The sequence below is a fragment of the Streptomyces sp. DT2A-34 genome (assembly GCF_030499515.1).
In the GTDB taxonomy this organism is placed as follows: domain Bacteria; phylum Actinomycetota; class Actinomycetes; order Streptomycetales; family Streptomycetaceae; genus Streptomyces.
In genome coordinates this window covers 9,448,246-9,474,370 of sequence record NZ_JASTWJ010000001.1, presented here as the reverse complement: position 1 = coordinate 9,474,370, position 26,125 = coordinate 9,448,246, and the positions used below count along the sequence as shown (strand labels likewise).

Here is a 26,125-nt window from a genome sequence, read left to right as displayed (position 1 = left end):
CGGTCATCCCGCGGACTTGATGATGGACTCAAGGTCCTTCTGCAGGGCGGTCAGCGCCTTCTTGGCGCTCTCCTTGCCCAGCCAGAAGTCGGCGAGGCCGGCGTCGATGGCCGACATCATCTCGTTCCACTCGGGGATGAACGGCGCGCGGAAGATGAAGTCGCTGGACTCCGCGAACGCGCCCATGTTGACGTCGGCCTTCATCCACGCGGGCTTGAGGAACGCGGCGCTCTGCTGCACCGTGAGGCTGGCCGGTACGTCCTCGCCGTCGTCGATGATCTGCTGCTGCGCCGCGTCCGAGGTGAGGAAGTCGATCGCCTTGAAGGCGTTGTCGCGCTGCTTGCAGGTCCGGGAGATGGCCAGGCCGCTGCCGAACGCGGACACGGCCTGCTTCTTGCCGCGCCAGATCGGCGCGATGTCCCACGCGAACTTGGCGTCCGTCAGACCGGCGGTGACCCAGAAGCCGTTGGCGTGCGTGGCGCACTTCTGCATCGGGAAGGCCTGGTCGCCGCCGACCTCGGAGCCCATGTCGGCGTAGTCCGCCTTGCTCGGCGCCACCTTGTGCTTGAAGACCAGGTCACCGGCCCACTGCAGCGCCTCGACGACCTCGTCGCTGTCGACGGCGGGGCGGCCGTTGGCGTCGATGATGGTGCCGCCGTTCTGGTACGCCAGGCTCCACCACTGCGGGTACCACTCGGCGCCGGTGTAACCCCACTGCTTGCCCGGGACGGTGAGCTCCTTGAAGGCATCGAGCGCGTCGTCCCAGGTCCACTCGGCGGTGGGGGCCTTGATGCCCTTCTTCTCGTACAGGTCCTTGTTGTAGTACACGGCGATCGCGCCGGAGCGGTCCGGGATCGCGTACAACTTGTCCTCGTACGTGTAGATGGAGCCGACCGGGCCGAAGCGCTTCTCGGTGTCGAGGCCGGCCTTCTTGGCGAGGTCGTCGAGGGGCAGCAACTGGTTCTTGCTGGAGTACGTGTTGACGCTCTCGGCGACCTGCATGATGTCCGGGCCGCTGCCGCCCGCGATCATCGTCTGCACCTTCTGGGGGTACGAGTCGCTGGGTATCAGCTGGAGCTTGACCTTCAGCTCCGGGTACTTCTTCACCAGCAGGTCGATGCGCTTCTGGTACGTCTTGCGGTCGGCGTCGCCGCCCCAGACGGTCATGACGAGGGGCCCGCTCGAACTGCCGCTGCCCGAACCGCACGCGGTGAGCGTCACGACCCCGGCCGCGACTCCGAGGCCGAGGAATCCCCGGCGCGACATCTGGACCTTGTCAACTGGCATGGCACTACTCCTCGGTGTAAAGGGCGAACACGCAGGAAACAGCCCTCGGGAGACCGGGCCCGGCTTCGAGTGACGGTTAAACTAACCCTCGTTAAATCTGGCTACAAGCCCTTGTTTCCCACGAGTTTCAACCTGCACCACTCGCACACGAGCGAAAGCCGACCACGCTCGGCGACGTCGGGGGCCCTTCGCCAGAGGTCAGCCCTGGTCCAGGAAGCGCCGCAGCCGGGTCAGCGGCCAGGTGTTGATCACGTCGTCCTTGGTCAGCCAGCCGCGCTGTGCCGTGCCCACGCCGTAGCGCAGGTTGGCCAGGTGGATCACGGCGTGGGCGTCGCTGTCGACGGCGAACTTCACGCCGTGCCGCCTGGCCCGCAGGATGTCCTCGTCGCGCAGGTCGAGCCGGTCGGGATGGGAGTTGATCTCCAGGGCCGTGCCGGTGCGTGCGCAGGCGGCGAACACCGCGTCCAAGTCCGCGTCGATGCCGGGGCGCTTGCCGATGATGCGGGTGGTGGGGTGGCCGATGATGTTCACGTGCGGGTTCTCGCAGGCCCGGACGATCCGCCGGGTCAGCGCCTCGCGCCCCTGGTTGAAGTGCGAGTGCACCGACGCCACGCACAGGTCGAAGCCGGCGAGGAACTCCGGCGGCCAGTCCACGTCGCCGTCGGGGCCGATGTTCAGCTCCGCGCCGTGCAGCACCCGCATGCCGGCCCGCTTTCCGCGCTTGCCGTACTGCCCGTCGAGTTCGCGGACGCGTGCGCGCTGGGCCAGGATCCGTTCGTCGGTCATCCGCTGCATGGCCATGTCGGGGCCGTGGTCGGTGACCGCGTAGTAGGCGTAACCGCGCTCGGCGGCCGCGGCGACCATCTCCTCCAGCGGGGCGAGACCGTCGGTGAGGTCGGTGTGGGTGTGCAGATCGCCCCGGATGTCCTGCTCCTGGACCAGCTCGGGCAGCTCGCCGCGCAGCCCGGCCGCGATCTCGCCCCGGTCCTCGCGCAGGGTGGGCGGGATCCACGGCAGGCCGAGCCGGGCGTACACGTCCTCCTCGGTCTCGGAGACGATCTTCTTGCCGGTCTCGGTGTCGAAGAGTCCGTACTCGGAGAGCTTGAGCTTCTTGTGGACGGCGAGCTCGCGGGTGCGGATGTTGTGCGCCTTAGAACCGGTGAAGTACTGCATCGCCGCGCCCCAGGAGTCCGGCGGTACGACCCGCAGGTCGACCTGGAGGCCCTTGCCGGTGCGGATCGACGTCTTCTTCTCGCCGTGCGCGATGACCTCCGAGACGTACGGCAGCTCGGTGAAGGCCCGCATCACGGGCTCGGACTTCTTCGCCGCGACGAGGATGTCGATGTCGCCGATGGTCTCGCGCACGCGGCGCAGCGATCCGGCGTAGGAGCAGCGCTTGCAGCCGGTGACCTGCGACATCTCCGCGACGATGTCCTCGGCGAGGCTCATGGCGACGTCGATCAGGACGCGGTCGCCGGAGGACTGCAGCAGGCCGATGCCGTGCAGGATGTTCTCCTCGGTCTTCGGTCCGAAGCCCTTCAGGTCGCGCAGCCGCTCCTCGTGGATGGCGTCGGCGAGTTCCTCGGTCGTGGAGATGCCCAGCTCCTGGTAGATGACCAGCGCCTTCTTCGGGCCGAGCGTAGGAATGGCGGTGAGCTGCCGGACACCGGCCGGGATCTTCGCCCGCAGTTCCTCGACGGCGGACACGCTGCCGCCGGCGAAGTACTCGACGACCTTCTCGGCGATCGACTTGCCGACGTTGGGGATCTCTTTGAGACCCTTGACGTCGAGCGTGGACACGTCGGCATGGTGGCCGCCGATCGCCCGGGCGGCCTTCTCGTAGACGCGCGCCTTGAACGCGTCTCCTCCGGTGATCGAGATCAGATCCGCGTACTCCTGGAGCAGCGCGGCGACCTCGTCGTTGGGGCGGGTCACACCTCCAGGGTAGGCAAGGTGGGGCAAGGCGGCCCGGTGCCGGAACCCGATCGGGCGAGCCGCCCGTTCCGCTAGGCCCTGTCGTCACATTCCCGTCGTCCGCCCGGAGGGCGGGCCCGGCGCCCTCGATGGGGGTGCCCCCGCGCGAGCCGGGCGAAGCTCGGTTCGCGCGTGGAGGAGGAGCCACGTGGGCGGTTCGGCAACGCGGCATGGGGGTCCCCCCGCTCGAGCGAAGTCGAGAGTGGGGGAGTGCGTGCCAGACGCCGCCGGGCAGGCGGGAATTTGACGACAGGGCCTAGTGGCCCAGGGGTGTGGGTGGCGTGGCCGTGGTGTCGAACACGGGGGTGGTCGGGAGCGGAGGGTGTGCGGTGGCCGCCCGCTCCTTGGTCAGGGCATGGGTGATCCTGCGGGCCAGGAGGGGGTCGGCCGGCAGGGTGTGCGCGGCGAACCAGCGGGCGGCCGAGGGGTCGGGGGACGGTTCGACGAACTCGGCGCCCGCGTAGTCGTCCAGCGGCGGGTCGTAGACGTATCCCGCGACCACGCCGTGATTCACCAGGCGTTCGAGCAGGGCGTCGCGGTCGTGGACGAGGAGCGGGACCCGGAAGAGGGGCGGCGGGCCGTCACCCGCCCGGTCGCGCAGGGCCGGGCTGGCCCAGGTGGTGCCCGACAGCAGTGAGACACCGGCCCTGCGGCGGGCGAGGTCACCGTCGAGCAGGGCCATCCGCAGCTCCAACTGCCCCCGGACCAAGGCCCCGTGGCGGGCGCGGAAGCCGTGCAGGTCGACCCGCACCCAGGGCTCGTACGCGGCCAGGCTCGGCGCGTGGCGTGCGCTGCCGGCGAGGCGGGGCGCGTGCAGGGCCATGCGGAAGTCGTCCCGCTCCAGCAGCCGCAGGCGCTGCATCGTGCGCCACACGGGACGCGCCAGGTGGAGCGAGCGTACGGCGGAGCGTGCCAGCGGGCGCAGTGTGGTGGCCAGGTCGGCGTGCAGGCGGCGCGGGGTCAGCAGATCGTCGCGCAGCAGCTCCAACTCCCGTCGGGTGCGCGCGTCCTCGACGGCCAGGAAACCGCCGGCCATCGCCGCCACGTGCTTGGACAGGCTGAACGCCGCCGCCTTGCCGAAGGTCCCGATCGGCTGCCCGTCGACATGGGTGCCGATGGCGTGCGCCGCGTCCTCGATCAGCGGGATCCCCAACTCGTCGCAGCGGCGGCGCAGTTCGACGACCCGGTCCGGCATGCCGTACAGGTTCGTGGTCAGGACGGCGTCCACGGTGCGCCAGGTGGACTCCGGTACGGCGGCCGGGTCGATGTTGCCGTCCCACTGGGACACGGGGGCTTGTACCGGGCGCAGTCCGGCGGCGAGGACGACGAAGAGGATCACGTCGTCGTTCACCGGGGACATCAGCACCCGTGCGCCCGGCCGGCACCAGCGCCGCAGCGCCAGGTACAGGGCCAGTCGGGCCGAGGGCGTGTAGACGCATTCGCGTCCGATGCGCCGTGTCATCATCGCGGCGAGCCGCGATCCGTACGGCATGGTCACCTCTTCCGTGGAAGGGTACGAGGAGGGGTCGCCCCAGGCGGGCGTGCACGTCGGCGCGCGTCGATCGAGGCCGCCGTACAGGAGGATCCGAGAGCGCGGGGCGCCATGGACACGACGCCGACGCGTTGCGTGTGATGAGAGCGGGCCCCGCTCAGCGGGCGCGGGCTCCCGCTCCTGACGAGTGGGCCAGGCCCGAAGTGCGCAGCGTGCCGACGGTCTTCAGCAGCCGGTCGGCGGGATCGCGCAGGCCGGGGTGGACCAGGACGGTGTTTCTCAGACCGCGCACGGGTCTGCGCCACAGCCGGTGGGCCGCCGCCACGGGGTGCGAGCGCACCGCGAACCCTTCGGCCACCCGCAGCTCACGGGTCTTGAGCCAGTCCTTGTACTCCTTCTCGCCGCGCCCCATGTCCATGAGCGTCACGCCGTCCCGGCCCGCGGCCTCGGCCATCCGCAGGTGCATCATCAGTCCGGGCGAGTAGTAGCCGAACTCGGGGTCGTACGCGGTGAACCAGGCCGCGAACACCGTGCGCGACCTCGGCCCGAAGTGCGCGGCGACCGGCCGGTCACCGGCGTACACCACGGACAGGACGCCGGTGAAGTGTTCCTCACGGACCTGGAAGAGGTGCTCGACGAGGTCGACGATCCACGGCCTGGAGAACCGGTCCATCCGCCCCGTCCTGCGGTACTGGGCGGACTTCCACCGCATGAGCGTGCGCAGCACCCGCGGGTCGCGCTCGTCGTACACGAACCGCACCTCGCCCACGTTCCGGCTCAGGCGGCGCTCCTTCTTCAGCGTCGTCTTGGCAAGTCCGGGGTACGCGGCGCGCAACCACTGCGGGTAGTCGCCCTCGCCGGGCTTCAGGTCGAGCACGAGCGAGGCGAACGTGCCCGTGACGTACGGCCCGAACGGCTTCTGCTCCTCGACGAGGTGATCGAACTCGAAGACGGACAGTGCGCAGGCCCGCAGCAGGTTCCGGGTGTCCCAGGTGACGCCCGAACGGTGCACGAGGGCCTGGCAGTCGGAGAGGCCGAGACCGATGGCTCGCCCCACTCCGAAGGCGGTGCGCTCGTACGGGAGGAAGCCGACGGCCTCCCCGCCCTCGTGCAGCACCGCCACCCGCGCCCCGCCCCGGTACCTGCCGACTTCAATCGCGAACTCCGGCGCCAGGAAAGGGTTGGCGTACTCGGGCGACTCGTCCATCGCCCGGTGCCACACCCGGCGCAGCGACTCGCCCAGCTCCTCGGGTCGGTGAATCGTGATGGCGCTCTTGGACCGCACGGCGACCACTCCCCCCAAAAGTCCCCCCAGGACGCATTTTTAGCGCCTCGCCGCAATTTCGCCCATGTCGAACTTTGCGGCGAACTTTACGGCGAGGCTCAAACGTCGCGAAACAGTACGCACGCTGTCAAGGCGCCTGCGGGAACCTTTAGCTGTGCTTGGTGTGCACCCGGCCAACCGACGACGAATGCTCAGCGGATCGCCACGACGACGTGGCTGGCGCCGTACTGCCAGACGACTCCGGCGTGCCCGAACCCCGCCTGCCGCAGCAGCCGTTGATGCGCGGGCACCGACAGGCGCGCCGCGCTGTCGGCCGTACCGCTCTGCGGCTGTCGGCGGCGGCGTTCGGCGAGGAGGTCGGTCAGCTCGGGATCCTTCGCGACGGCCGTCCACCAGGAGGCCCAGTCCTCGTGGGCGAAGGCCTGCCCGCGTTCGGCGTGGCGGCGACCGACGCACCCGGTGAGTTCGGCGAGCCGGGCGTCGTCGTGCGGGAAGTGGTCACCGTTGACGAGGACGCCGCCGGGCCGCAGCAGCGCCGCGAGCTGCCGGTAGACGCGGTACAGGGCGTCCACGCCCAGATAGTGCAGGGCCGTCGTCGACACGGCCGCGTCGAGCGGGCGGTCCAGCCGCAGGGCCGTTGTCCAGCCCTCCTCTCCGATCACCACGTCCACGTAGCGGGCCGCGTCCGCGTGGTGGGTGCGGGCCAGCTCCAGCAGCAGCGGATCCATGTCCACGCCCACGATGTCCGCGTGCGACAACCGCCGGGCCAGCCGGGCCGCCAGCGATCCGGGACCGCAGCCGAGGTCCACGACCAGCGGCCTGGCCGGGCCGCCCGCCACGGTCTGCTCGACCACGTCGCCGATCACCGTGAAACGCTCCTCGCGGTCCACGGCGTACCGCCGCTGCTGGCGTTCCCAGCGCTCCACCCATCGCTCCGCCGTCGCCAGGCTCAGCCCCATCCGGTCGTGCCACCTCGCCGTCTCGCACCTGTCTCACACCCTCGGCGCCGACACTACAAGATGGAAACGGTTCCCATTACCTCTCATGGCGGTACGTCACCCGAGGGTGGCAAGGACGGCCAGCAGCCGGTCGACCTCCTCGGCGGTGTTGTAGACGTGCAGACTCACCCGCACCGAGCCGGTCCGCTCCCCCGCGCTGCCCTGGCAGTGCTGGTCGGAACGGACCATGAAGCCGTGGCTGAAGAGGATGAAGCCCAGGTCACCGGAGTCCACGGCACGGTGGCGGAAGGTGACGATGCCCTGGCGCTGCTGTACGGACGAGTCGGCGGCCAGGCTGGTCCGGCAGCCGAGGATCTCGTAGGCGTCGAGGTGACGCAGTCCGTCGGTGAGCCGGGCCGCCAGGGCGACCGTCCACTGCTCGATCCGGTCGGTGCCGGCGGCGTCCAGCCAGTCCAGGGCGGTGGCGAGGGAGGCGATGCCGACCGTGTTGGGGGTGCCGGACCAGCCGCCCGGTGTGAACTGCGGGCCGCGCGCCTGGCGGGCCCAGACGGCTCCCGTGCCGGGCAGTGCCATGGCCTTGTGCCCGGAGAAGACGACGAAGTCGACGTCCAGGTCGGCGACGGACACGGGCAGATGGCCGATGCTCTGGGCGGCGTCCAGGCAGATGACCGCGTCCGGGCCGACCGCCCGGCGGATGCGGTGGATGTTCATGTTGCCGCCGTACACGTGGTGGACGTGACTGGCGGCAACGAACCGGGTGCGCGGACCGGCCAGTTCCGTGAGCGCGGTGTGGTCGTAGTCGCCGGACGCCCGCTGGTACGGCATCGGCCGGACGCGGATGTGGACGCCCTGCCGCGCCAGCTGCCGTTGGGCCTCCAGCCAGGGCGCGATGTTGGCCTCGTGGTCGGCGACCGGAACGACGATCTCGTCGCCGTCGGCGAGGAACCCGGGCAGCCAGTCGTGGGCGATGCCGCGCAGGCCTTCGGTGGTGCCGCTGGTGAAGTGCACGGCCGACCGGGTCGGGGCGGGGTCGCCCAGGAACCGCCGGACCCGGTCGCGGGTCTGCTCGACCAGGGAGGTGGTCCGGTTGGCCCAGGTGTAGGTGCCGCGTCCCGCGTTGGCGTTGGTCGTGGTGAGGTAGGTGTGGACGGTGTCGAGTACGGCCTGCGGTTTCTGGGCGGTGGCGGCGCTGTCCAGGTAGGCCAGCTCCGGGTGTGCGGTGATGATCGGGAACTGGGCGCGCAGAGCGCGCTGCCAGTCCGCCGACTCCTCGATGCGAGCGGGGCCTCGGTCGGTGTCGGTCCTGGGTACGGTCATGGGGATCAGTCCCGGACGAGGGGTGCGCCCGCGTCACGCCAGGCGATGACGCCACCGGTGAGACTGCGGACGTCCGGGTGCCCCATCCGGGTCAGCAGGGCGGCGTAGCGGGCGGACTTCTCGCCGACCGGACAGGCCAGCAGGACCGGGCGGTTGCGGCTGAAGGGCAGCCCGCCGTGCAGGAGTTCCTCGAAGAGCTCGTCGACGATGTTGACCGAGCCGTCGATGTGCAGGGCGGCGTAGGCGTAGGGGCTGCGCAGGTCGACGACGAGTGGTTCTCCGGTGGCGATCCACGCCTGGGCGTCGGCGACGCCGATGGCCGGTGCCGTGCGTATCTCGGCGTCCGACAGGTCGGCCGGGGAGTTTTTGCGGCGGGGGCGGCCGAAGAGGTCGGGGCGCCGCTGACGGACGTAGCTGAGGTAGCTCTCGACGCGGTCGCAGACGATGAACACCGCCGACTGCCGCTCGGCAGGCTCTTCGTCGGCCAACTCCTGGTCGGCGACGCGGAGTTGGCGTACGGCTCCGAAGTAGGCGGCCCCTCCGGTGGGGCCGGCCAGGATGCCGCAGCGGCGGTTGAGGGTCAGCATTCCCTCGATCGCCTCGTCGGCGCTGACGGACTCGATGGTGTCGTAGGTAGCGGGGTCGAACAGGCCCACCTCGTGTGCCTCGTCGATGGTGCGGATGCCGGGGATGAAGTCGGACTTGGCCGCGACCAGACCGGCGACCCGTACGGCGGGGTCGTGTTCGCGCAGGGCGCGGGCGACGCCGGTGGAGGAGCCGGCGGTGCCCACGCAGGCGATGAACCAGTCCGGGGCCCGGCCGTCGAGGTCCTTGACGATCTCCGGTCCGGTGCCGGTGAAGTGGGCCTCGGTGTTGCGCGGGTTGAAGTACTGGTCGGTGTGCAGATAGGTGCTGTCGGGCTCGGAGAGGGTGCGATGGAACAGGGTGAGCGGGTCGTCGGTGGCGGTCGGGTCCAGGCACTCGCTCTGGCCCGGGAGTTCCTCGATCTCCGCGCCGAGCAGCAGGAGCAGGTCCTTGATCTCCGGGATGCGCATCCGGTTGGTGACGCTCTTGAGGGTCAGGCCGTGCATGCCCGCGAGGACGGCCAGGGCCTTGGCGGTGTTGCCGCTGGACAGCTCGACGACCTGGCCGCCCTCCTCGGCCGCTCCGGACAGGTGTGGTCGCGCCATGTTCCAGGCGGCCCGGTCCTTGACCGATCCGAAGGGGTTGAGCAGCTCCAGCTTGGCGTACAGGTCGATGTGCCTGAGGCCGTGCACGGCCGGGTCGATGCGCACCAGCGGTGTGTTGCCGATGGCCTCGGTGATGCTGTCGTACCTCAAAGCGCTCCCCCCACGGGTGTGGTCGGCCAGTACTGGTCGTCCAGGCACCAGCGCCATGTGTCGCCCTCCTGCCAGGCGGCGACCTTGCGCGCGGAGGGCTGGTGCTGGGCACGGGTGGCGTGGAAGTCCATGCAGTAGCCGGCCGTGTTGGCGAACGCCAGCAGGTCGCCCGGTTCGGGGCGGCGCGGCAGGAAGACCGTGCGGCGGGTGATCAGGTCGGACTCCAGGCAGAGGCTGCCGAAGAGATGCACGGCGACCGGTTCGGTACCGGCGTCGGCGCCGGCACCGACCCCCGCCCGCGTGCCCGCTCCTGCGCCTGCCGGGTCCCGTGGTACGACGACGGGGTCCATGAACACCCCGTGCTCCTCCAGCGCCACGTCGTCGGCCTTGGCCGCCAGCCGTACGAGAAGGGGGCCACCGGCCTCCGTCTCACGCACCTCCAGCACCTTCGTCAGCGTCAGTCCGCACTGGTCGAGGAGAGCCCGGCCGGGTTCGGTGTGCAGGTCGTACAGGTGCTCCAGGAGCAGGGCGGCCAGGGGGCGGCCGCCCAGGGACGCGGCCGGGTGCGCGAGCAGTTCGTCGAGGTAGCGGGCTCCGGCGACGGGACGGTGGGCGGGGTACAGGCCGAGCGTGCCGCGCAGGGTGCCGGCCTCGTTGCGCAGTCCGTAGCCGTGGCCGCCGTACGTCAGGGGCGGGCGGGTACCCAGCACGGCTTCGGTGAGTTCGGTCGTGTACCGGTCCCACTGTCCGCCGTGCGCAAGGTAGTTGACGCCGAACCCGCCGCCGATGTCCACGGCCCTGGGCCTGAGCCCGCGGCTGCGGCACTCCTCCAGCACCCGCAGACAGCCCTCCAGCGCCGTGGCCTTCTCGGTGAGGCTCGTCGTGTCCAGGTGGTAGGCCACGCCGACCAGGTCGACCACGTCGGCGTGCCGCTCGACGGCCTCCAGGAGAGGCTCCAACTCGCTTACCGGGGTGCCGAATCGGCTCCGCCGACTCAGCACCCGCACGCCGGACGCCTCGAAGCCCGAAAGCCGCAGCAGGACGCGCGAGCGGGGCAGCGCGTGTTTGCGCACCAGCGTGGCGAGTTGCTCCAGCTCGCCTCGCGTGTCGAGGCTGACGGCGACCGACGTACGGGCCGCCAGCCACAGGAATTCCGGGTTCTTCGGCCCGGTGGCGGTGATCCGGTCGGGGGTGAGGCCGGCGCCGAGGGCGTGCTGCAGCTCCTCCAGCGAGGCGACGTCCACACCGGCGTCCGTGGCGGCGAGCCGCCGCAGCAGGGCGCTGGACCGGTTGGCCTTGTGGGCGAAGTAGATCTGGCCGGACAGGTGGCGGGTGCCGTACACCGAGCGGAACTGCCGGATATTGTCGGCGAGTTGGTCGGGGACCACCACGTTCAAGGGTGACCCGAGCGCGTCGGTCAGCGTGTGCAGCAGCTGCGTGGAATGCAGCAACGAGCGCAATCGCGACTCCAGCCGCGGTTCGAGATACAGGGGCTGCCCGCCCATGCCTGGCCCTCCCCAGCACTCGGGCCCGACATCCCGGGCACTGCCGATCACTCCCCGCGGTTCGCCGTATAGCTCCTTTCCCTTCCTTCGAGTGGTTTACGCCCCGTACTTGCCGCAGTGGGCGGTACGTCAAGGGATGGCGGGAACCCACGGGGTGCATCACCCACCCTTTTGCTCAACTTCCTTCTCTCGTACCGTCATTGCGGAATTGAAATGACCATGACGATGGAAGAGGCTGCATGGGCAGAGGTCTGCTGTCACTGGTTCTCGCCGCGGTCACCGGAGCGGCGCTGCTCGCGGCGCCCGCGGCCGCCGCGCCGGACCCGCCGTCCGGGTCGTCCGCGCCGCCCGGTCCGTCCGATGTCTACCGCCCGGTCCGTGGGCCGGCCGCCCCCGCGGAGTACCGCTACCTCCAGAAGACCCTGCCGGGCGAGTCGATGCCGCGCCACGCCCATGACCTCGCCGCGGCGCAGGCGCGCGCACTGCCGACCGTCGGCGGACGCTGGAAGGGCATCGGCCCCACCAACATCGGCGGACGGATCGTGTCCCTCGCGCTCGACCCCAAGCGCGCCGACACCCTGTACGCCGCGGCCGCGAGCGGCGGGTTGTGGCGCAGCACCGACGCCGGGGCGACCTTCCACTCGGTGTGGCCCGACAGCTGGACCCAGGCCATGGGCGCGGTGGCCACCGCCCCCGACGGCACCCTGTACGTGGGCACCGGTGAGCCCAACCCGGGGGGTGGGAGCATCACTTACGAGGGGACGGGCCTGTATCGGAGCCGGGACGGCGGCAAGAGTTGGACGCCGATCGGGCTGCGCGACTCCGGCGCGATCAGTGCCATCACCGTCGACCCCGCCGACCCCCGCCGTATCTATGTCGCCGCGGCCGGCTCGCTGTACAACGGCGGTGGCGACCGGGGCGTCTATCGCTCGGAGGACGGCGGCGCCTCGTGGAAGCGGATCCTCACCGGCGCCAACGAGTTCACCGGCGCCACCGAGATCGTCATCGACGGCGACCGGCTCTACGCCGTGCTGTGGGACCACCGGCGAACACCCGAGCTGCGGACATACGGCGGGGTGGGCTCGGGCGTCTTCCGCAGCACGGACGACGGCGCGACCTGGCAGCGGCTCGGCGGCGGACTGCCCGCCGAGGGCCCCGACGTGGGCCGCATCGGCCTGGCGGTGGCGGGCGAGAAGCTCTACGCGATCGCCAACAAGGCCAGTGGCCCCTTCGAGGGCTTCTACGCCTCCGCCGACGGCGGCGACAACTGGACCCGCACCCCTGCCGACGAGGACCTCACGGGCTCCCAGTCCAGCTTCGGCTGGTGGTTCGGCAAGGTGTGGATCGACCCGCGCGACAGCGAGCACGTGCATGTGGCCGGCGTCCCCCTGATGACCACGAAGGACGGCGGCGACACCTGGAGCGCCGACGACACGAGCCTGCACGTCGACCACCACGCCATGGTGTGGGACCCACGCCGCCCGGGCCGCGTGTACATCGGCAACGACGGAGGCGTCTACCGCTCCGACGCGAACGGCGACGGCGGCTGGGTCAAGTCCCGCCACCAGCCGTACACCCAGCTCTACAGCGCGGCGATCAGCCCGCAGGACGTCACCAGGGTCTCGGGCGGCGCCCAGGACAACGGCTCGCTGCGCTCCTGGGGCGGAGAGTTGTTCAACGAGTACCTCGGCGGTGACGGCGAGGAGAACCTGATCAACCCGACCGACGTGAACAACGTCTTCGCCTGCTACCAGTACGGCAACTGCTTCAGCTCCACCGACGGCGGCGACACACTCACGTACTTCGCCGACCGGACGACGTACCAACGCCGCAACTGGTTCACCCCGGTGGTCTTCGATCCGCGCGACCCGAAGGTCCTCTACTACGGCTCGGAGGTGCTCAACCGCTCCACGGACGGGGGCGAGACGTGGCAGCCGGTCAGTCCGGACCTGACGGGCGGTCCGGGCCCCGACCCGATCTACACCAACTACGGCACGATCACGTCGATCGCCCCCGCGGGCGACGGACGCACCGTGTATGTGGGCACGGACGACGGCCGCGTCTGGGTCACCAGGGACCTCGGGGCGACCTGGACGAAGCTGGCCGAGGGACTGCCCTGGGTGACCCGGGTGGTCGTCGACCCGAAGAACCCCGACCGCGTCTGGACCACACACTCCGGCTACCGTTCGGGCTCCTCACTGCCTCATGTGTACGGCAGCACGGACGGCGGCCGGCACTGGCGGAATCTGTCGGGCAACCTCCCGGCGGCGCCCGTCAACGACCTGGTCGTCGCCCGCGGCGGCATCCTCTACGTCGGCACCGACCAGGGCGTGTTCACCAGTGTCGCGGGCGGCGCCCACTGGCTGCGGCTCGGCCGGGGCATGCCGCAGGTGCCGGTCGACGACATCGAGTACGACGCCGGGCACCACCGCCTGGTGGCCGCCACATTCGGCAGGGGCTTCTATGAGCTGACCACGGCCTGACCACCGACCGAGCCCGGGACCGCTCCGCCGAGCAGCCCGCGTTCGGCCGGCACATCGACGCCCTGAGCATGGCTGCCGGATCGGTGACCCGGCAGTCTGCGCACGAGGTTGAGTTAGCCCGATCGTGTGATGGTCGGCCCACGCGCTTGCAGTGCTGTGGGCCGACCGGGCCCCCGGGACCAGCGCGCCCAAGACCGTTCGGGACGTGCGGCTGATCGGGCTCGCTCCCACTCAGTCTTCAGGAACGGTTGGGACGCGAGGCCATGAATCCTCGCGGAAATGCGGCCAGGAGCCGACTTCAAGGAAGGTAGCGCGGGCCACTGACAACGGCCCGCGCACCAACCACATGGCCCACAGCGCCGACTACAACGTGCGCTCCAGACGGTCCGCCACCAGCTTCACGAAACGCGCGGGATCCTTGGACTGGCCGCCCTCGGCGAGCACCGCCAGCGTGTGGAGCAGTTCGACGGACTCGGCGAGCTCCGTGCGGTCCGCGCGCTCCTTGTACGCCTGGTTCAGGCCCTTCACCAGCGGGTGGCCGGGGTTGAGCTCCAGGATCCGCTTGGTGCGCGGCACCTCCTGGCCCATCGCCCGGTACATGTTCTCCAGGGCCGGGGTCAGATCGTGCGCGTCGGAGACCACGCAGGCCGGAGAGACGGTGAGCCGCGTCGACAGGCGCACCTCCTTGATGTCCTCGTCCAGCTGCTCGCCCATCCAGCCGAGCAGACCGGAGTACTCCTCGGCCTGCTTCTCCCGCTCGTCGTCGGCTTTCTCATCCCCCTTGGCGTCCAGGTCGATCTCGCCTTTGGCGACGGACCGCAGCCGCTTGCCCTCGTACTCGCCGACGGCGTCGACCCACACCTCGTCGACGGCGTCGGTGAGCAGCAGGACCTCGATGCCCTTGTCCCGGAACGCCTCCATGTGCGGGGAGTTCTCGATGCTCTGCCGGGACTCGCCGGTGATGTAGTAGATGTCGTCCTGGCCGTCCTTCATCCGCTCCACGTACCGCGCCAGCGTGGTCGGCTCGTCGTCCGAGTGCGTGGTCGCGAACGAGGAGGCGGCGAGGATGGCGTCACGGTTCTCGGAGTCGGTGACCAGGCCTTCCTTCAGGACGGTGCCGAACTCCCGCCAGAAGGTGGCGTAGCGGTCGCTGTCCCTGGTCATGAACTCCTTGACCGTGGACAGGACCTTCTTCGTCAGCCGGCGCTGCATCATCCGGATGTGCCGGTCCTGCTGCAGGATCTCGCGGGAGACGTTGAGCGAGAGGTCCGCCGCGTCGACAACGCCCTTGACGAAGCGGAGGTAGGGCGGCAGCAGCGCCTCGCAGTCGTCCATGATGAAGACGCGCTTCACATACAGCTGGACGCCGCGCTTGAAGTCCCGCGTGAACAGGTCGTGCGGGGCGTGCGAGGGGATGAAGAGCAGCGACTGGTACTCGAAGGTGCCCTCCGCCTGGAGCCGGATCGTCTCCAGCGGCTCGCGCCAGTCGTGGCTGATGTGCTTGTACAGCTCGTGGTACTCGTCGTCGGACACCTCGTCGCGCGAACGCGCCCACAGCGCCTTCATGGAGTTCAGCGTCTCGGGTTCGGCCGGGGTGTCGCCGTCGCCCTCGGCCGCCTCCGGGACCATCCGGATCGGCCAGGTGATGAAGTCGGAGTACCGCTTGACGATCTGCCTGATCTGCCACGGGGAGGTGTAGTCGTGCAGCTGGTTCTCGGGGTCGGCGGGCTTGAGGTGGAGCGTGACGGACGTGCCCTGCGGTGCGTCCTCGGCCGTCTGCAGCGTGTACGTGGCCTCACCGCGCGACGTCCAGCGGGTGCCCTGGCTCTCGCCGGCGCGCCGGGTCACCAGCGTCACCTCGTCCGCCACCATGAAGCCGGAGTAGAAGCCGACACCGAACTGACCGATGAGCCCCTCGGCCCCGGCCGCGTCCTTGGCCTCCCGCAGCTCCTTGAGGAACGTGGCCGTTCCCGAGTGGGCGATGGTGCCGATGAGCTGCCCCACCTCGTCGTACGACATCCCGATGCCGTTGTCCCGCACCGTGAGGGTACGGGCCTCCTTGTCGACGGCGATCTCGATGTGCAGGTCTGACACGTCGGCGTCGAGGGAGTCGTCCCGCAGCTTCTCCAGGCGCAGCTTGTCGAGCGCGTCGGAGGCGTTGGAGACGAGCTCCCGCAGGAATACATCCTTGTTCGAGTAGACCGAGTGGATCATCAGCTGGAGCAGCTGACGGGCCTCTACCTGGAACTCAAACGTCTCGGTCGGCATGGTTCGCGACTACCTCACAGGTTCAGTCACCGGAACTGGTCGCAGTCACTGTAAGACACGAGGTCGGCGCGGAGTGCCGCGGTGCGGAAACAGCGGAACCCGGGGGTTCAGGCGAGGTGGGCGAAGACCACCAGGTTCGCGGTGTAGTCCCTGACCTGCCGGTCGTAGTCCCCCGCGCAGGTGATGAGCCGGACCTGGGGCCGGGGGGTGTCGCCGTACACGCGCCGGCTCGGGAAGTCGTCCTTGTCGAACATCTCCACGCTGTCGATCACGAAGGACGCTCTGCGTCCGTCGGCCCGGTCCACCTGGAAGCGGTCCCCCTTCTTCAGCTCGCTGAGGTTCGCGAACACCGCGGCGGACGTCGCCGTGTCCACGTGCCCGGCGATGATCGACGTGCCCGGCTCACCGGGGGATGCCCCCTTGGCGTACCAGCCGACGAGGTTGGTGTCGTGGGCCGGTGGGGGCTGGAGCTGGCCCGAACTGCCGATGGCGAGGTCGGTGAAGGGCGCGTCGACGGAGATCTTGGGGATGCGCAGGCGGGTCGGCCGGGACCGGGGCAGGTGCTTGCCCGCATGCTGGGGGGCGGGTGAGGACGGCTCGGCCGCCGGGGGTGTGCGCGGTTCGACCGCGGGTGGAGCGTGCGGGGCGGAGCGGGGTTCGGGCGCCTCGTACCGGCCGTCCGGGAGAGTCACCATCAGTGTCATGACGGCGACCACGCTCCAGAACGTCGCCGCGGCCGCGCGCCTTATCCGCCGTGAGGCCACGGAACCGGCGTCGCGGAGGGCCGGGTCGGCATCGGGGGAAGAGGAACGGCCGGCGGCCATCGGGCACCACCTCACTCGGGCACGGCAGGGGACACAGCGGACGGAAGGGCGGGCGGGGCCGCCGCGACGCGCGGCGCACGTGCGGCGGCCACAGCGGTCATGCGGTCAGGCACGGGTCAGACATGGGTCAGGCCGCGGATCCGGCTGCCTTCTTGCGACGCAGCGCGTACAGGCCGGTGCCGGCGACCGCCAGCGCGGCCAGACCGCCCGTGGTGACACCCGGCGAGGCGAGACCGCCGCCTCCGGTGTGCATGCCTCCGCGCGGCTTGCCGTGGTCACCGCCCCACGAGTCCTTGTCGTGGTCACCGCCCCACGAGTCCTTCTCGTGGTCGTCTTCCTTCCAGGACCCCTTGTCGTGGTCGCCGCCCCAGGAGTCCTCCTCGTGCCCGCCGTCCTTGCTCCGGTAGCTGTCCGGGTCGTGCTTGGGGTCCTTGGCACCGCCCCAGTCGTCGTCGTTGTGCAGAGCGGCCAGCGCTCCGCCGCCCGTGCGCATCCCGCCACGAGGCTCGTCGTGCTTGCTCTCCTCGTCGTGCTTGCTTCCCTCGTCGTGCTTGCTCCCCTCGTCGTGCTTGCCTCCCTCTTCCTTCTTGCCGCCGTCGTCGTGCTTGCCCTCCTTGTCGGGCTTGGGGTCCTTGGAAGCGCCCCAGTCGTCGTCGCTGTTCACAGCGGCCAGCGCTCCGCCGCCCGTGTGCACACCGCCGCGAGGCTCGTCGTGCTTGCTCTCCTCGTCGTGCTTGCCGCCGTCTTCGTGCTTGCCGCCCTCTTCGTGCTTGCTCCCCTCGTCGTGCTTGCCTTCCTTGTCGGGCTTCGGGTCCTTGGACCCGCCCCAGTCGGAGTCCTCGTCGGTGACGGCGGTCAGCGCTCCGCCACCCGTGTGCATCCCGCCGCGAGGCGCGTCGTGCTTGCCCTCCTTGTCGTGCTCCTTGCTGTAGGAATTGTCTTCGTGGTCCCAGTCACCCGCCGTAACGGCGTAGGCTGCGGGTGCGATCGCCAGTGCGGCCGTGGCCGTCGCGGTGGCGAGCAGCATGCGGACAGAGCGCATAGGTGAGTCCTTCCGTCACGGCCTGGGCGGCTGACGCTTCATCACCACTGGAGCCAGGCCTGACGTGATCCACCGTCAGCCATTCCTTCCGGTCGCACCATTCAGGGCGTTCACACGGGTTACGCCCACACCCCGACCGGCCGTATGGCGACGCTCCCCTCGCGTGCGAAAAGCCGTGCTGACCTGCGGAGGTTTACAGCGCCCCGAAGTGGTGAGGCGCGTGGGATGTCTCAGCACAGCGTCGCAGCAAGCGGGGCGGTGGACACCGCTCGCGTTCCCGCCACGGCGTCGCCACCTGCGCCTTCGAAGCAGCGGGACGCCTTCTTCGACAACGTCAAGTACGCGGCGATCGTTCTGGTGGCGGTGGGCCATGCGTGGGAGCCGCTGCGCGACGGCAGCCGGGCCGTCAGCGCGGTGTACATGCTCGTGTACGCCTTCCACATGCCGGCCTTCATCGTCGTCTCGGGATACTTCTCCGGCGGCTTCGACGGCCGCCCGGAACGGCTCAAGCGCCTGGTGAGCGGTCTCGTCGTCCCGTACGTCGTCTTCGAGACGGCGTACACCCTGTTCACCCGGTGGACCGACCAGGAGCCGGACCGCCCGGTCAGTCTGCTGGACCCGCTGTATCTGACGTGGTTCCTGGCGGCGCTGTTCCTGTGGCGGCTGACCACCCCGCTGTGGCAGCGGGTGCGCCTGCCGGTGCCGCTCGCGCTCGGCGTGGCGATGCTGGCCACCCTCTCGCCGTCCATAGGCAACGACCTCGATCTTCAGCGCGCCCTGCAGTTCCTGCCGTACTTCGTGCTGGGTCTGTTTCTGAAGCCGGAGCACTTCCGGCTGGTCCGCCGGCGCTCGGTGCGGATCGCGGCCGTGCCCGTGTTCGCGGGCGCGTTCGTGGTGGCGTACTGGGCGGTGCCACGGATGACCGGCGGCTGGTTCTACCACCGCGACAGCGCCGAGGAGCTGGGCGCGCCCGCGTGGTACGGGGTCGTGATGACGCCGGCGCTGTTCGTCTGCTCGCTGCTTCTGGTGGCCTGCTTCCTCGCCTGGGTGCCCGGGCGGCGGATGTGGTGCACCGTGCTGGGTGCGGGGACGCTGTACGGCTATCTGCTGCACGGCTTCGTCGCCCAGGGCGCCAAGTTCTGGGGCTGGTACGACCCGGTGTGGGTGCAGCGCCCGCTCGGCGCGGTCGTCGTCACCGTCGTCGCCGCCGTGGTTGTGACCCTGCTGTGCACCCCGCCCGTCCGGCGCGTCCTGCGTTTCGTGGTGGAGCCGGACCTGCGGTGGCTCTTCCGGCGGGACGCGCCGGGCCCTGCGGAACCAATCCGCGAGCGGGCCGCCGTACGACGCGGATGACCTCCCCGTCAGCTCGCGCGTACCAGCCCGGCGATGTGTGCGATGACCGTGTCGAGGATGTCGTTCCAGGCCGCGTCGTCGCCGAGCACAAGAAAGTTGAGGGTCAGGCCGTCGGTCATGGCGGCCAGGTAGCGGGCCAGGACGGGGACGGGCACGTGGAGCCGCAGGCCCATGGTGTGTCGCAGCTGGTCGATGAGCTCGGCGTATGTGTCGGCGTACAGCTCGTACTGGCGTCGGGCCAACTGCTCGAAGCCGGGCCGGCGCAGGGCGTACTGGGTCAGTTCGTAGGTGAGCATGTGCTCGTCCGGGTGGGCGCGCACGTGGTCCCAGTACGCCTGGAAGCCGGCCCGGACGGTCTCCTCGAGGGTGGCCCGGGGCCGTATGGCCTCCTTGACCACCGTCACGGAGTGGTCGGTGAGGGTGGTGATGACGGACTCGATCAGCTCCTGCTTGGAGTCGAAGCAGTAGTGGAAGACACTCAGCGAGACGCCTGCCTCGGCGGCGATGGACCGGGTCGTGGTGTGGGGTACGCCGTCCCGGGCCATCGCCCTGATCGCCGCCTCGGTGAGCTGTCGCCGCCGCTCGGCGGACGGCAACCGTGCCATGGAGCCCCTCTCGTGGGTGTCAGCTGCTGTGGACGCCGACCTCGTGGAGGGAGTAGCCCCAGTCGGTGCCGCGGTCCAGCCCCTGGATGCGTACATACCTGGCCGGTGTGCCGGTGAACCTCGCCGTGTCCAGGCCGCCGTCGCCGGATGTCGTGGAATAGGCCGTCTGCCAGTTCACGCCGTCGGTGGAGAGCTCGATGCGGTACGACTTGCCGTACGCGCGCTCCCAGTCGAGGGTGACCCGTTTGACCAGGTGGGTGGAGCCGAGGTCGACCTTGTACCACTGGTCGTCGCTCCAGTCGCTGGCCCAGCGGGTGCCGCCGTCGCCGTCGACGGCCCGGGGCGGCTGGTGGCTCGTGAACAGGCTCCACTCCGAGGAACTCGCGGTCGTGGTCGCGCCGCTCGCGAGATTGACGCCGGCCCGGTGGTTCTCGGAGGCCGCCCAGGTGTCGAGGTAGGACTCGGCGCCCCGGAAGAGGTCGTCCACCGTGTCCTGGCCGCCGACGCGGCGGATGTCCTCGATCCAGTCCGGGACGAGGCCGTAGTGGGCGGCGCCGTCGGTGTTCAGGTCCCAGGTGCGCTCGCCGGTGGTCTGCCGGTCGATGACGGAGCCGCCGTCGACGCTCTTGAAGGGGTACGTGACCTTGTTCGGCGCGTCCGCACCGCGCGGGGCCGGCCAGCCGCCGACGCCGTTCATGTCGGTGCCGTAGCCGTAGCCCACGCCGTACTTGTCGCGCAGGGCCTCGGTGCGCTTCGCCTCCGCGACGAAGCCCTCGGAGCCGTGCATGTACTGGGCGATGAAGCCACCGAGGCCGTAGACCCGTTCGGTCCAGTTCAGGTCCATCCAGCTGTGCGAGGAGAGTACGCCGGGGTAGGACGCGGCCTCGAAGATGTCGAGCGCGCGGCCGGTGGCCTTGACGCTCATGTGGTCGATCTCCAGCATCATCTTGCGTTTCATCATGCCGCGCACGGCGTACTCGCCGAGTTCGGTGAGCCCTCGGACGTTGCACTGGGCGTCCGCGTCGTAGGAGGGGACCTCCACGCCCGCCGGGAGTTCCTTCTCGGCTTCAGGTGCCGCGGCACCGCCGATGGGGTTGTCGTGCTGGGGGCCGGTGCACTTCTCCGTCTTCCAGAAGGTGCCGGTCGACAGGAACTGGCCCACGTTGATGGCCGTTCCGAGACCGCCCTCGTCGAAGCGGACGCCGCACAGGGCGTTGTCGAACTTGTGGCACAGGAACATGCTGCGCACGCCCAGCGCGTGCAGCTCGTCCAGGCCCTTGTCGATGTCCTCCCTGCCGCACTGCGGGATGTCGAGGACCTGCTTGCAGCCGAAGGGCTCGGAGGTCTCGACGCCGAGGATGACCGCCAGCTTGCCCTGCTCGATGACCTCGCGGGCCTGCGCGCTGTCGGTGACGATGCGGAACCAGCCCTTGCCGGTGCCGCCGTAGATCTTGTCGATGTAGGCCTGCAGGTCGTACGTCAGCTTGGCCTGGAGCCGGATGGACGTCATCTCGTCGCAGCTGCGGTCCTTGAAGAAGTACACGGAGCAGATCACGCCGTTGGTGACCAGGTCGTTGACCAGCACGCGCTGACCGCCGCGCCAGGCCCGCTCCACCCAGGCGTAGTAGTTCTGCTGGTGGGTGAGCGAGTCGTGCGCGGGCCAGTCCTTGAAGGTGGGCCAGCCGACCGGGTCGTGCCTGCCGTCGCCGCCGTTGGTGATGAAGTCGAAGATGGCGAGCGAGCCGTCGGGGTAGTGCTCGGGGCAGTCCTTGAGGGCGTCGGCGATGCCGGCCTCGGAGAACGTCTTGCCGCAGATGAGCCGCCCGCCGAAGGCCTCGTTGGACATCAGGTGGTTGTGCGCGTCGACGAAGCCGCGTACCTCGCCCTGGGCGTTGGTGCCGGTGAAGGGCTCCCCGGTGACGTTGATCCGGGAGTCCGGGGTGGGCCGTGCGGTCGGCTCCCACCAGTCGGCGCCGGCCGCCGAACTCGGTGTGGGTCCGAGCGTGAGGGACAGCACGAGCAGGAGGAGCGACACAACGGTGACGTTCTTGCGTCTGCGGTACGGGCGTCCGGCACTGGTCACAGCCCACGTCCCTCGGTCGGCGGGATGGCGGGGTCGGCTTGTCATGACCTCGCAAGATGTGCGACGAGGATGGCGACTGGCGCGTGACGAGTCAAGGGTCCGGGACAGATGACCTACTTGCCGGAGCCGGAGGACTGCTGACGGGGCATCGGTTTACGCCGCGTGGGTGACCCGGATCTTGGACTGGCCGTGCGGGAGCTCCTCCCAGTCCGCCATGAAGCGGGCTCGCAGGCCGTGCTTCTGCGCCAGCGCCACGAGGGTCTCGGTGCGGTAGTAGAAGTCCTCCCGCAGGACGTGGTGCTCCTCGCCCTCGGTGCGGTCGAAGGTGAAGTCGAACCAGCCGCCGGGGGCCAGGACCCGGCCGACGTTGGCCAGGCACTCCTCGATGACCGTCAGCGGAGAGTGCGAGAAGACGCTGTGCGCGTGCACCAGGTCGAAGTGGGCGTCGGGCAGGAACCGCAGTGTCAGGTCGCGCACCGGGGTCAGCGTGGGGAGGCGCTGCTGCAGGCCCATCTCCACGACGGTGTCCTGTGCGGCGAAGAGGATGTCGGGCGAGATGTCGATGCCGTAGTAGTGACCGGGTTCGAGGTGCCGGATGAACCGCCAGCCTCCGCGCAGGTTGCCGCAACCGATCTCCAGCATCCGGTGCTCGGGGCGCAGCCCGTGGCCGAGCAGGTAGTCGAACTGCATCGCCCCGAGCGCCAGCCACCGCTCACGGCTCTGGCTGCCGACCGCCGCGTCCGGGTCGGCCCGGGTGTCGGAGCGCATCACGGCACGGTAGTAGGAGACGTGGTCCGGATGGCGGCGGCGCAGCCACATGTCCCGGGCGGTGCGGGCCAGATGGCGGGGCACGCGGTCGGGGTGGCGCAGGGCGTAGGCGAGGCGATGGCCGAGAGCGGCGCGGTTGACGGTGAGGTTCTTGGCCGGCATGGGGATCGTGCCTCCCTGGGGATGCGGTACCACCGAGGATGCTCAACCGGGGGCCCTGGCGCCACAGGTGCGGGCCGGCCGTGCGGCGGGGGATGCTGGAACCCGGATGCCGATCGTCTGTGCTGTCGCCGTTCTCGCCGTCGCGAACCTGCTGAACAACTGGCTCGCGCGGAGTCCCGCGCTGTACGTGGTCGTCTGCGTGGCCGCGACGGCGGTCCTGCTGCTGATCGCCCGCTGGGACGGTCTCACCCCGGCCGAACTGGGGCTCGACTCGGCGGCGCTGCGCCGGGGACTGCGGTGGGCCCCCGTCCTGGCGGGGGTCGTCCTGCTCGTCCTGCTGCTGCTCCTTGCCGTGCCGGCCGGGCGCGAGGCGTTCCGGGACGCCAGGGCTGCGGACCTGTCCGTGGGGCGGCTGCTGTGGGTTGCCCTGGTGCGGGTGCCGTTCGGGACCGTGCTGCTGGAGGAGACGGCCTTCCGTGGCGTGCTGTGGGCCATGATCAGGCGGCGGCGCGGCACGGCCTGGGCCACCGGCGTGTCGTCGCTGCTGTTCGGGTTCTGGCATCTGATGCCGTCCCGCGGCATCAACCGCTCCAACGCCGCGGTCGGCTCCGTCTTCGGCGACGGCCCGGCCGGCGTGGCGCCGACCGTGGCCGTGGCGATCGCCGCCACGGCCGTGGCCGGGGTCGTGCTGTGCGAGCTGCGCCGCCGCTCCGGCAGCCTGCTGGCACCGATGGCCCTGCACTGGGCGGTCAACAGCCTGGGCTACGTGTTCGCCTGGGCGGCGGCCCGCTGGTGGCTCGACGGCTGAACGGTCAGAAGTTGATCATGTGTCCGGCGAGTCCGTGCACCGCTTCCTTGACCGCCTCTCCGAGGGTGGGGTGGGCGTGGACGTTGCGGGCGATCTCGTGGACGGTCAGGTCCCACTGCTGGGCCAGGGTCAGTTCGGGCAGCAGTTCGGTGACGTCCGGGCCGATGAGGTGGGCGCCGATGAGTTCGCCGTGGGTGTCGTCGCTGATCAGCTTCACGAAGCCGGTCGGGTCGCCGAGGCCGTGCGACTTGCCGTTCGCGGTGAAGGGGAACTTGGCCACCTTGACGTCGTAGCCCAGTTCGCGGGCCTGTGCCTCGGTGTAGCCGAAGCTGGCGATCTGCGGCTGGCAGTAGGTGGCGCGCGGGATCATCACATAGTCCAGCTCCATCGTCTCGGCGTCCGCGATGGTCTCGGCGGCGATGACGCCCATCGCCTCGGCCGCGTGCGCGAGCATCAGCTTCGCCGTCACGTCGCCGATGGCGAAGATGTGCGGGACGGACGTACGGCAGCGGCCGTCGACGTCGATCGCGCCGCGCTCGGTCATGGTCACGCCGGTCTTGTCCAGGCCGTAGCCCTCGATGTTCGGCTGGAAGCCGATGGCCTGGAGCACCTTGTCGGCCTCCAGGACCTGCTGGGTGCCGTCCTTGCCGGTGACGGTGACGCGCACCTGTTCGCCGGACTCGTCGACGGCGTCGACCCGGGTGGAGGTCAGCACGTCGATGCCCAACCGGCGGTACTGCTTGGCGAGTTCGGCGGAGACTTCGGCGTCCTCCAGTGGGGCCATCCGGTCCAGGAACTCGACGATGGTGACCTTCACGCCGTAGTTGTGGAGTACGTAGGCGAACTCGACGCCGATCGCGCCGGCGCCCGCGATGACGATCGAGCGCGGCAGCTCCTCGGCGAGGATCTGCTCCTCGAACGTCACCACGCGTGCGCTGCGGCGGGTGCCGGGGAGCAGTTTCGGGGTGGCGCCGGTGGCGATGATGCAGTGGTCGAAGCCGATGGTGCGGGTGTCGCCGTCGTAGTCGGCCACCTGGAGGGTGTGCGGGTCGAGGAAGGTGCCGCGGCCCTCGATCTCGGTGATCTTGTTCTTCTTCATCAGGAAGTGGACGCCCTTGACGCGGCCGTCGGCCACCTTGCGGCTGCGGCGGAACGCCTCGCCGAAGTCGAAGGTGACCTGGCCGTCCACCTTGATACCGAAGGTCTTCGCCTCACGCGTGAAGATGTGCGCCAGCTCGGCGTTGCGCAGCAGTGCCTTGCTGGGGATGCAGCCCACGTTCAGACAGACGCCGCCCCAGTACTTCTCCTCCACGACCGCCACCCGCTTGCCCAGCTGGGCGGCGCGGATGGCGGCGACATAGCCGCCGGGGCCCGCTCCGAGGACCACGACATCGAAGCGCTCGTCCTGCTCGACCATGGACTGTTCCTTCCTGAGGGCGACGTCCCGCTCTGCTGGTGCCGTGCGCTGCCAGGGTCTGGCATCCGGCTTCTTCCAGCATGACCGCATCCACGACGTTGTGCGGGGATGCGGGAGGGTGACGACGATCTCAGGCGGCGTGCACTCCGGCGGTCAGGTCAGGTCAGGTCAGTTCAGGTCAGTTCCCCCGCGTGGTCAGAGGCATACGAGGTTGAGCACGCAGAGCTGCGCCGGTGAGGTCTCCTCCGGTGCGGGGCTCGTCGGTGACGTGGACGTTCCGGTGTCCGAGCCGGTGCCGGAGCCGGTGTTCGAGCCTTCGGTCGCCGAGGGGGCCGGGGTCTGCTGCTGTTCGGCCGTCGTACCGCCGCTGTCACCGGAGTCGGTTCCCCCGGACACCGGTGTGACGGCCTGCGGCTGCGGGGCCGACGTGGCCGCCGCAGTGGGAGTCGCGGCGGCGTCCGGTCGGGTGACCTGGGGCGCGGTGCGCTGGTCGGGCACCGACTGCGGACGCGAGGCGTTGGTCGGAGTCAGATGTGAAGGAGGGGTGGTGGCCGTGCGCGGGGACCGGTGCGTGTCCTGCGACGTGGACGCCGGACGGGTGAGCTCCGAGACCTGCTGCTCCGCGGCCGCCGTCTGCGGATTCTCCGGCGCGGTGGCCGCCTGGGCCTTGTCCCCGGACCCCCGGTCCATCGCCGAGACGGTCAGACCGCCGCCGACCAGCGCTACGGCGGTCGCGACCACGGCCCGGCGCTGGTTCTTCTTCCAGCGGGCCCGCTGGCGACGCCGCGCCGCCCGGCCCTGCGGGGCGGCGGGGACGCCCTCCACGTCGGCGGCCGGGGCGAGGGGCGCCGCCGTCTCGTCCAGGCCGGCCGCCGGCGCGGCCTCCTCACGGAAATAGCCGTCGTACCAGGTGTCGTCGGCGGGGGCCTCCCACGCCGACGTTCCGGTCGCCGCCGCACCCGGCAGGGCCGACACGGTGGGCCCCCCGACCGCGGAGGGAGCGATGTCCGGGGCGTAGGCACCGCACCCGGGGCACACCAGGGCCCCGTTGAGATGCCGCCGGCACGAGGAGCAGTAGTCCATCTGCGGTCTTTCCGTTAGCACGCGGTACCGAACGGCCAGAACGCTAACGGCGCTTTGGACAGGCTGTGTG

At 70.2% G+C, this 26,125-nt stretch carries 19 protein-coding genes; 3 read left to right on the top strand and 16 right to left on the bottom strand.

The window, feature by feature from the left end; all coding sequences use genetic code 11:
* Window positions 1–3: 3 nt before the first annotated feature.
* From QQM39_RS42265 to QQM39_RS42230, 8 genes are all read right to left on the bottom strand, one after another.
* A complete protein-coding gene (locus QQM39_RS42265; protein WP_302002869.1) occupies window positions 4–1,287 on the bottom strand; it encodes a sugar ABC transporter substrate-binding protein in 1,284 nt (427 codons plus the stop codon).
* 198 nt (window positions 1,288–1,485) lie between these two features.
* Window positions 1,486–3,222: a DNA polymerase/3'-5' exonuclease PolX gene (gene polX / locus QQM39_RS42260; protein WP_302002868.1), complete on the bottom strand. Its 1,737-nt coding sequence runs from the start codon at window positions 3,220–3,222 to the stop codon at window positions 1,486–1,488.
* 295 nt (window positions 3,223–3,517) lie between these two features.
* Window positions 3,518–4,753, bottom strand: coding sequence for a DegT/DnrJ/EryC1/StrS family aminotransferase (locus QQM39_RS42255; protein WP_302002867.1), 1,236 nt, complete (start codon window positions 4,751–4,753; stop codon window positions 3,518–3,520).
* 157 nt (window positions 4,754–4,910) lie between these two features.
* Window positions 4,911–6,038 carry a GNAT family N-acetyltransferase gene (locus tag QQM39_RS42250; RefSeq protein WP_302002866.1) on the bottom strand — a complete coding sequence of 376 codons (1,128 nt, stop codon included), beginning with the start codon at window positions 6,036–6,038 and terminating at the stop codon, window positions 4,911–4,913.
* A 191-nt stretch (window positions 6,039–6,229) separates the two neighbouring features.
* Complete coding sequence (locus tag QQM39_RS42245; protein WP_302002865.1) at window positions 6,230–6,997, bottom strand: class I SAM-dependent methyltransferase; 768 nt, start codon at window positions 6,995–6,997, stop codon at window positions 6,230–6,232.
* A 96-nt stretch (window positions 6,998–7,093) separates the two neighbouring features.
* Window positions 7,094–8,314 carry an aminotransferase class V-fold PLP-dependent enzyme gene (locus tag QQM39_RS42240; RefSeq protein ID WP_302002864.1) on the bottom strand — a complete coding sequence of 407 codons (1,221 nt, stop codon included), beginning with the start codon at window positions 8,312–8,314 and terminating at the stop codon, window positions 7,094–7,096.
* A 5-nt stretch (window positions 8,315–8,319) separates the two neighbouring features.
* Window positions 8,320–9,654, bottom strand: a complete 1,335-nt coding sequence (locus QQM39_RS42235) for a pyridoxal-phosphate dependent enzyme (RefSeq protein WP_302002863.1) — start codon at window positions 9,652–9,654, stop codon at window positions 8,320–8,322.
* Window positions 9,651–11,159, bottom strand: a complete 1,509-nt coding sequence (locus tag QQM39_RS42230; protein ID WP_302002862.1) for a Y4yA family PLP-dependent enzyme — start codon at window positions 11,157–11,159, stop codon at window positions 9,651–9,653. The genes QQM39_RS42235 and QQM39_RS42230 overlap by 4 nt, the downstream gene beginning before the upstream one ends.
* Window positions 11,160–11,398: 239 nt before the next feature.
* Here QQM39_RS42230 and QQM39_RS42225 point away from each other — a divergent pair, with 239 nt between their 5' ends.
* Entirely contained in the window at window positions 11,399–13,642 is a 2,244-nt protein-coding gene (locus QQM39_RS42225) for a glycosyl hydrolase (RefSeq protein ID WP_302002861.1), read from the top strand.
* A 363-nt stretch (window positions 13,643–14,005) separates the two neighbouring features.
* Here QQM39_RS42225 and htpG read toward each other — a convergent pair whose 3' ends face one another.
* The 3 genes from htpG to QQM39_RS42210 form a co-directional block, all read right to left on the bottom strand.
* Window positions 14,006–15,910, bottom strand: a complete 1,905-nt coding sequence (gene htpG, locus QQM39_RS42220) for a molecular chaperone HtpG (protein ID WP_302002860.1) — start codon at window positions 15,908–15,910, stop codon at window positions 14,006–14,008.
* 107 nt (window positions 15,911–16,017) lie between these two features.
* Window positions 16,018–16,734, bottom strand: coding sequence for a class F sortase (locus QQM39_RS42215; RefSeq protein ID WP_302002859.1), 717 nt, complete (start codon window positions 16,732–16,734; stop codon window positions 16,018–16,020).
* 127 nt (window positions 16,735–16,861) lie between these two features.
* Window positions 16,862–17,776 carry a hypothetical protein gene (locus QQM39_RS42210; RefSeq protein ID WP_302002858.1) on the bottom strand — a complete coding sequence of 305 codons (915 nt, stop codon included), beginning with the start codon at window positions 17,774–17,776 and terminating at the stop codon, window positions 16,862–16,864.
* A 225-nt stretch (window positions 17,777–18,001) separates the two neighbouring features.
* Between QQM39_RS42210 and QQM39_RS42205 the strand changes: the two genes are divergently transcribed.
* Window positions 18,002–19,129, top strand: a complete 1,128-nt coding sequence (locus QQM39_RS42205; RefSeq protein WP_302002857.1) for an acyltransferase family protein — start codon at window positions 18,002–18,004, stop codon at window positions 19,127–19,129.
* Window positions 19,130–19,137: 8 nt separating this feature from the next.
* Here the strand turns inward: QQM39_RS42205 and QQM39_RS42200 are convergent, their stop codons facing one another.
* From QQM39_RS42200 to QQM39_RS42190, 3 genes are all read right to left on the bottom strand, one after another.
* The gene (locus QQM39_RS42200) at window positions 19,138–19,734 is read right to left on the bottom strand and encodes a TetR/AcrR family transcriptional regulator (protein ID WP_302002856.1); all 597 of its coding nucleotides are present in this window, start codon (window positions 19,732–19,734) and stop codon (window positions 19,138–19,140) included.
* Between the two features lie 19 nt (window positions 19,735–19,753).
* Window positions 19,754–21,817: a discoidin domain-containing protein gene (locus tag QQM39_RS42195; protein ID WP_302002855.1), complete on the bottom strand. Its 2,064-nt coding sequence runs from the start codon at window positions 21,815–21,817 to the stop codon at window positions 19,754–19,756.
* Window positions 21,818–21,970: 153 nt separating this feature from the next.
* Window positions 21,971–22,747, bottom strand: a complete 777-nt coding sequence (locus tag QQM39_RS42190) for a class I SAM-dependent methyltransferase (RefSeq protein WP_302002854.1) — start codon at window positions 22,745–22,747, stop codon at window positions 21,971–21,973.
* A gap of 106 nt (window positions 22,748–22,853) precedes the next feature.
* Here QQM39_RS42190 and QQM39_RS42185 point away from each other — a divergent pair, with 106 nt between their 5' ends.
* Window positions 22,854–23,555 carry a CPBP family intramembrane glutamic endopeptidase gene (locus tag QQM39_RS42185; protein WP_302002853.1) on the top strand — a complete coding sequence of 234 codons (702 nt, stop codon included), beginning with the start codon at window positions 22,854–22,856 and terminating at the stop codon, window positions 23,553–23,555.
* A 4-nt stretch (window positions 23,556–23,559) separates the two neighbouring features.
* Here the strand turns inward: QQM39_RS42185 and lpdA are convergent, their stop codons facing one another.
* Both lpdA and QQM39_RS42175 read right to left on the bottom strand, forming a co-directional pair.
* Complete coding sequence (lpdA, locus tag QQM39_RS42180) at window positions 23,560–24,972, bottom strand: dihydrolipoyl dehydrogenase (protein ID WP_302002852.1); 1,413 nt, start codon at window positions 24,970–24,972, stop codon at window positions 23,560–23,562.
* 195 nt (window positions 24,973–25,167) lie between these two features.
* On the bottom strand, window positions 25,168–26,055 hold the full coding sequence (locus QQM39_RS42175; RefSeq protein WP_302002851.1) for a hypothetical protein: 888 nt from the start codon (window positions 26,053–26,055) through the stop codon (window positions 25,168–25,170).
* Window positions 26,056–26,125: the final 70 nt, after the last annotated feature.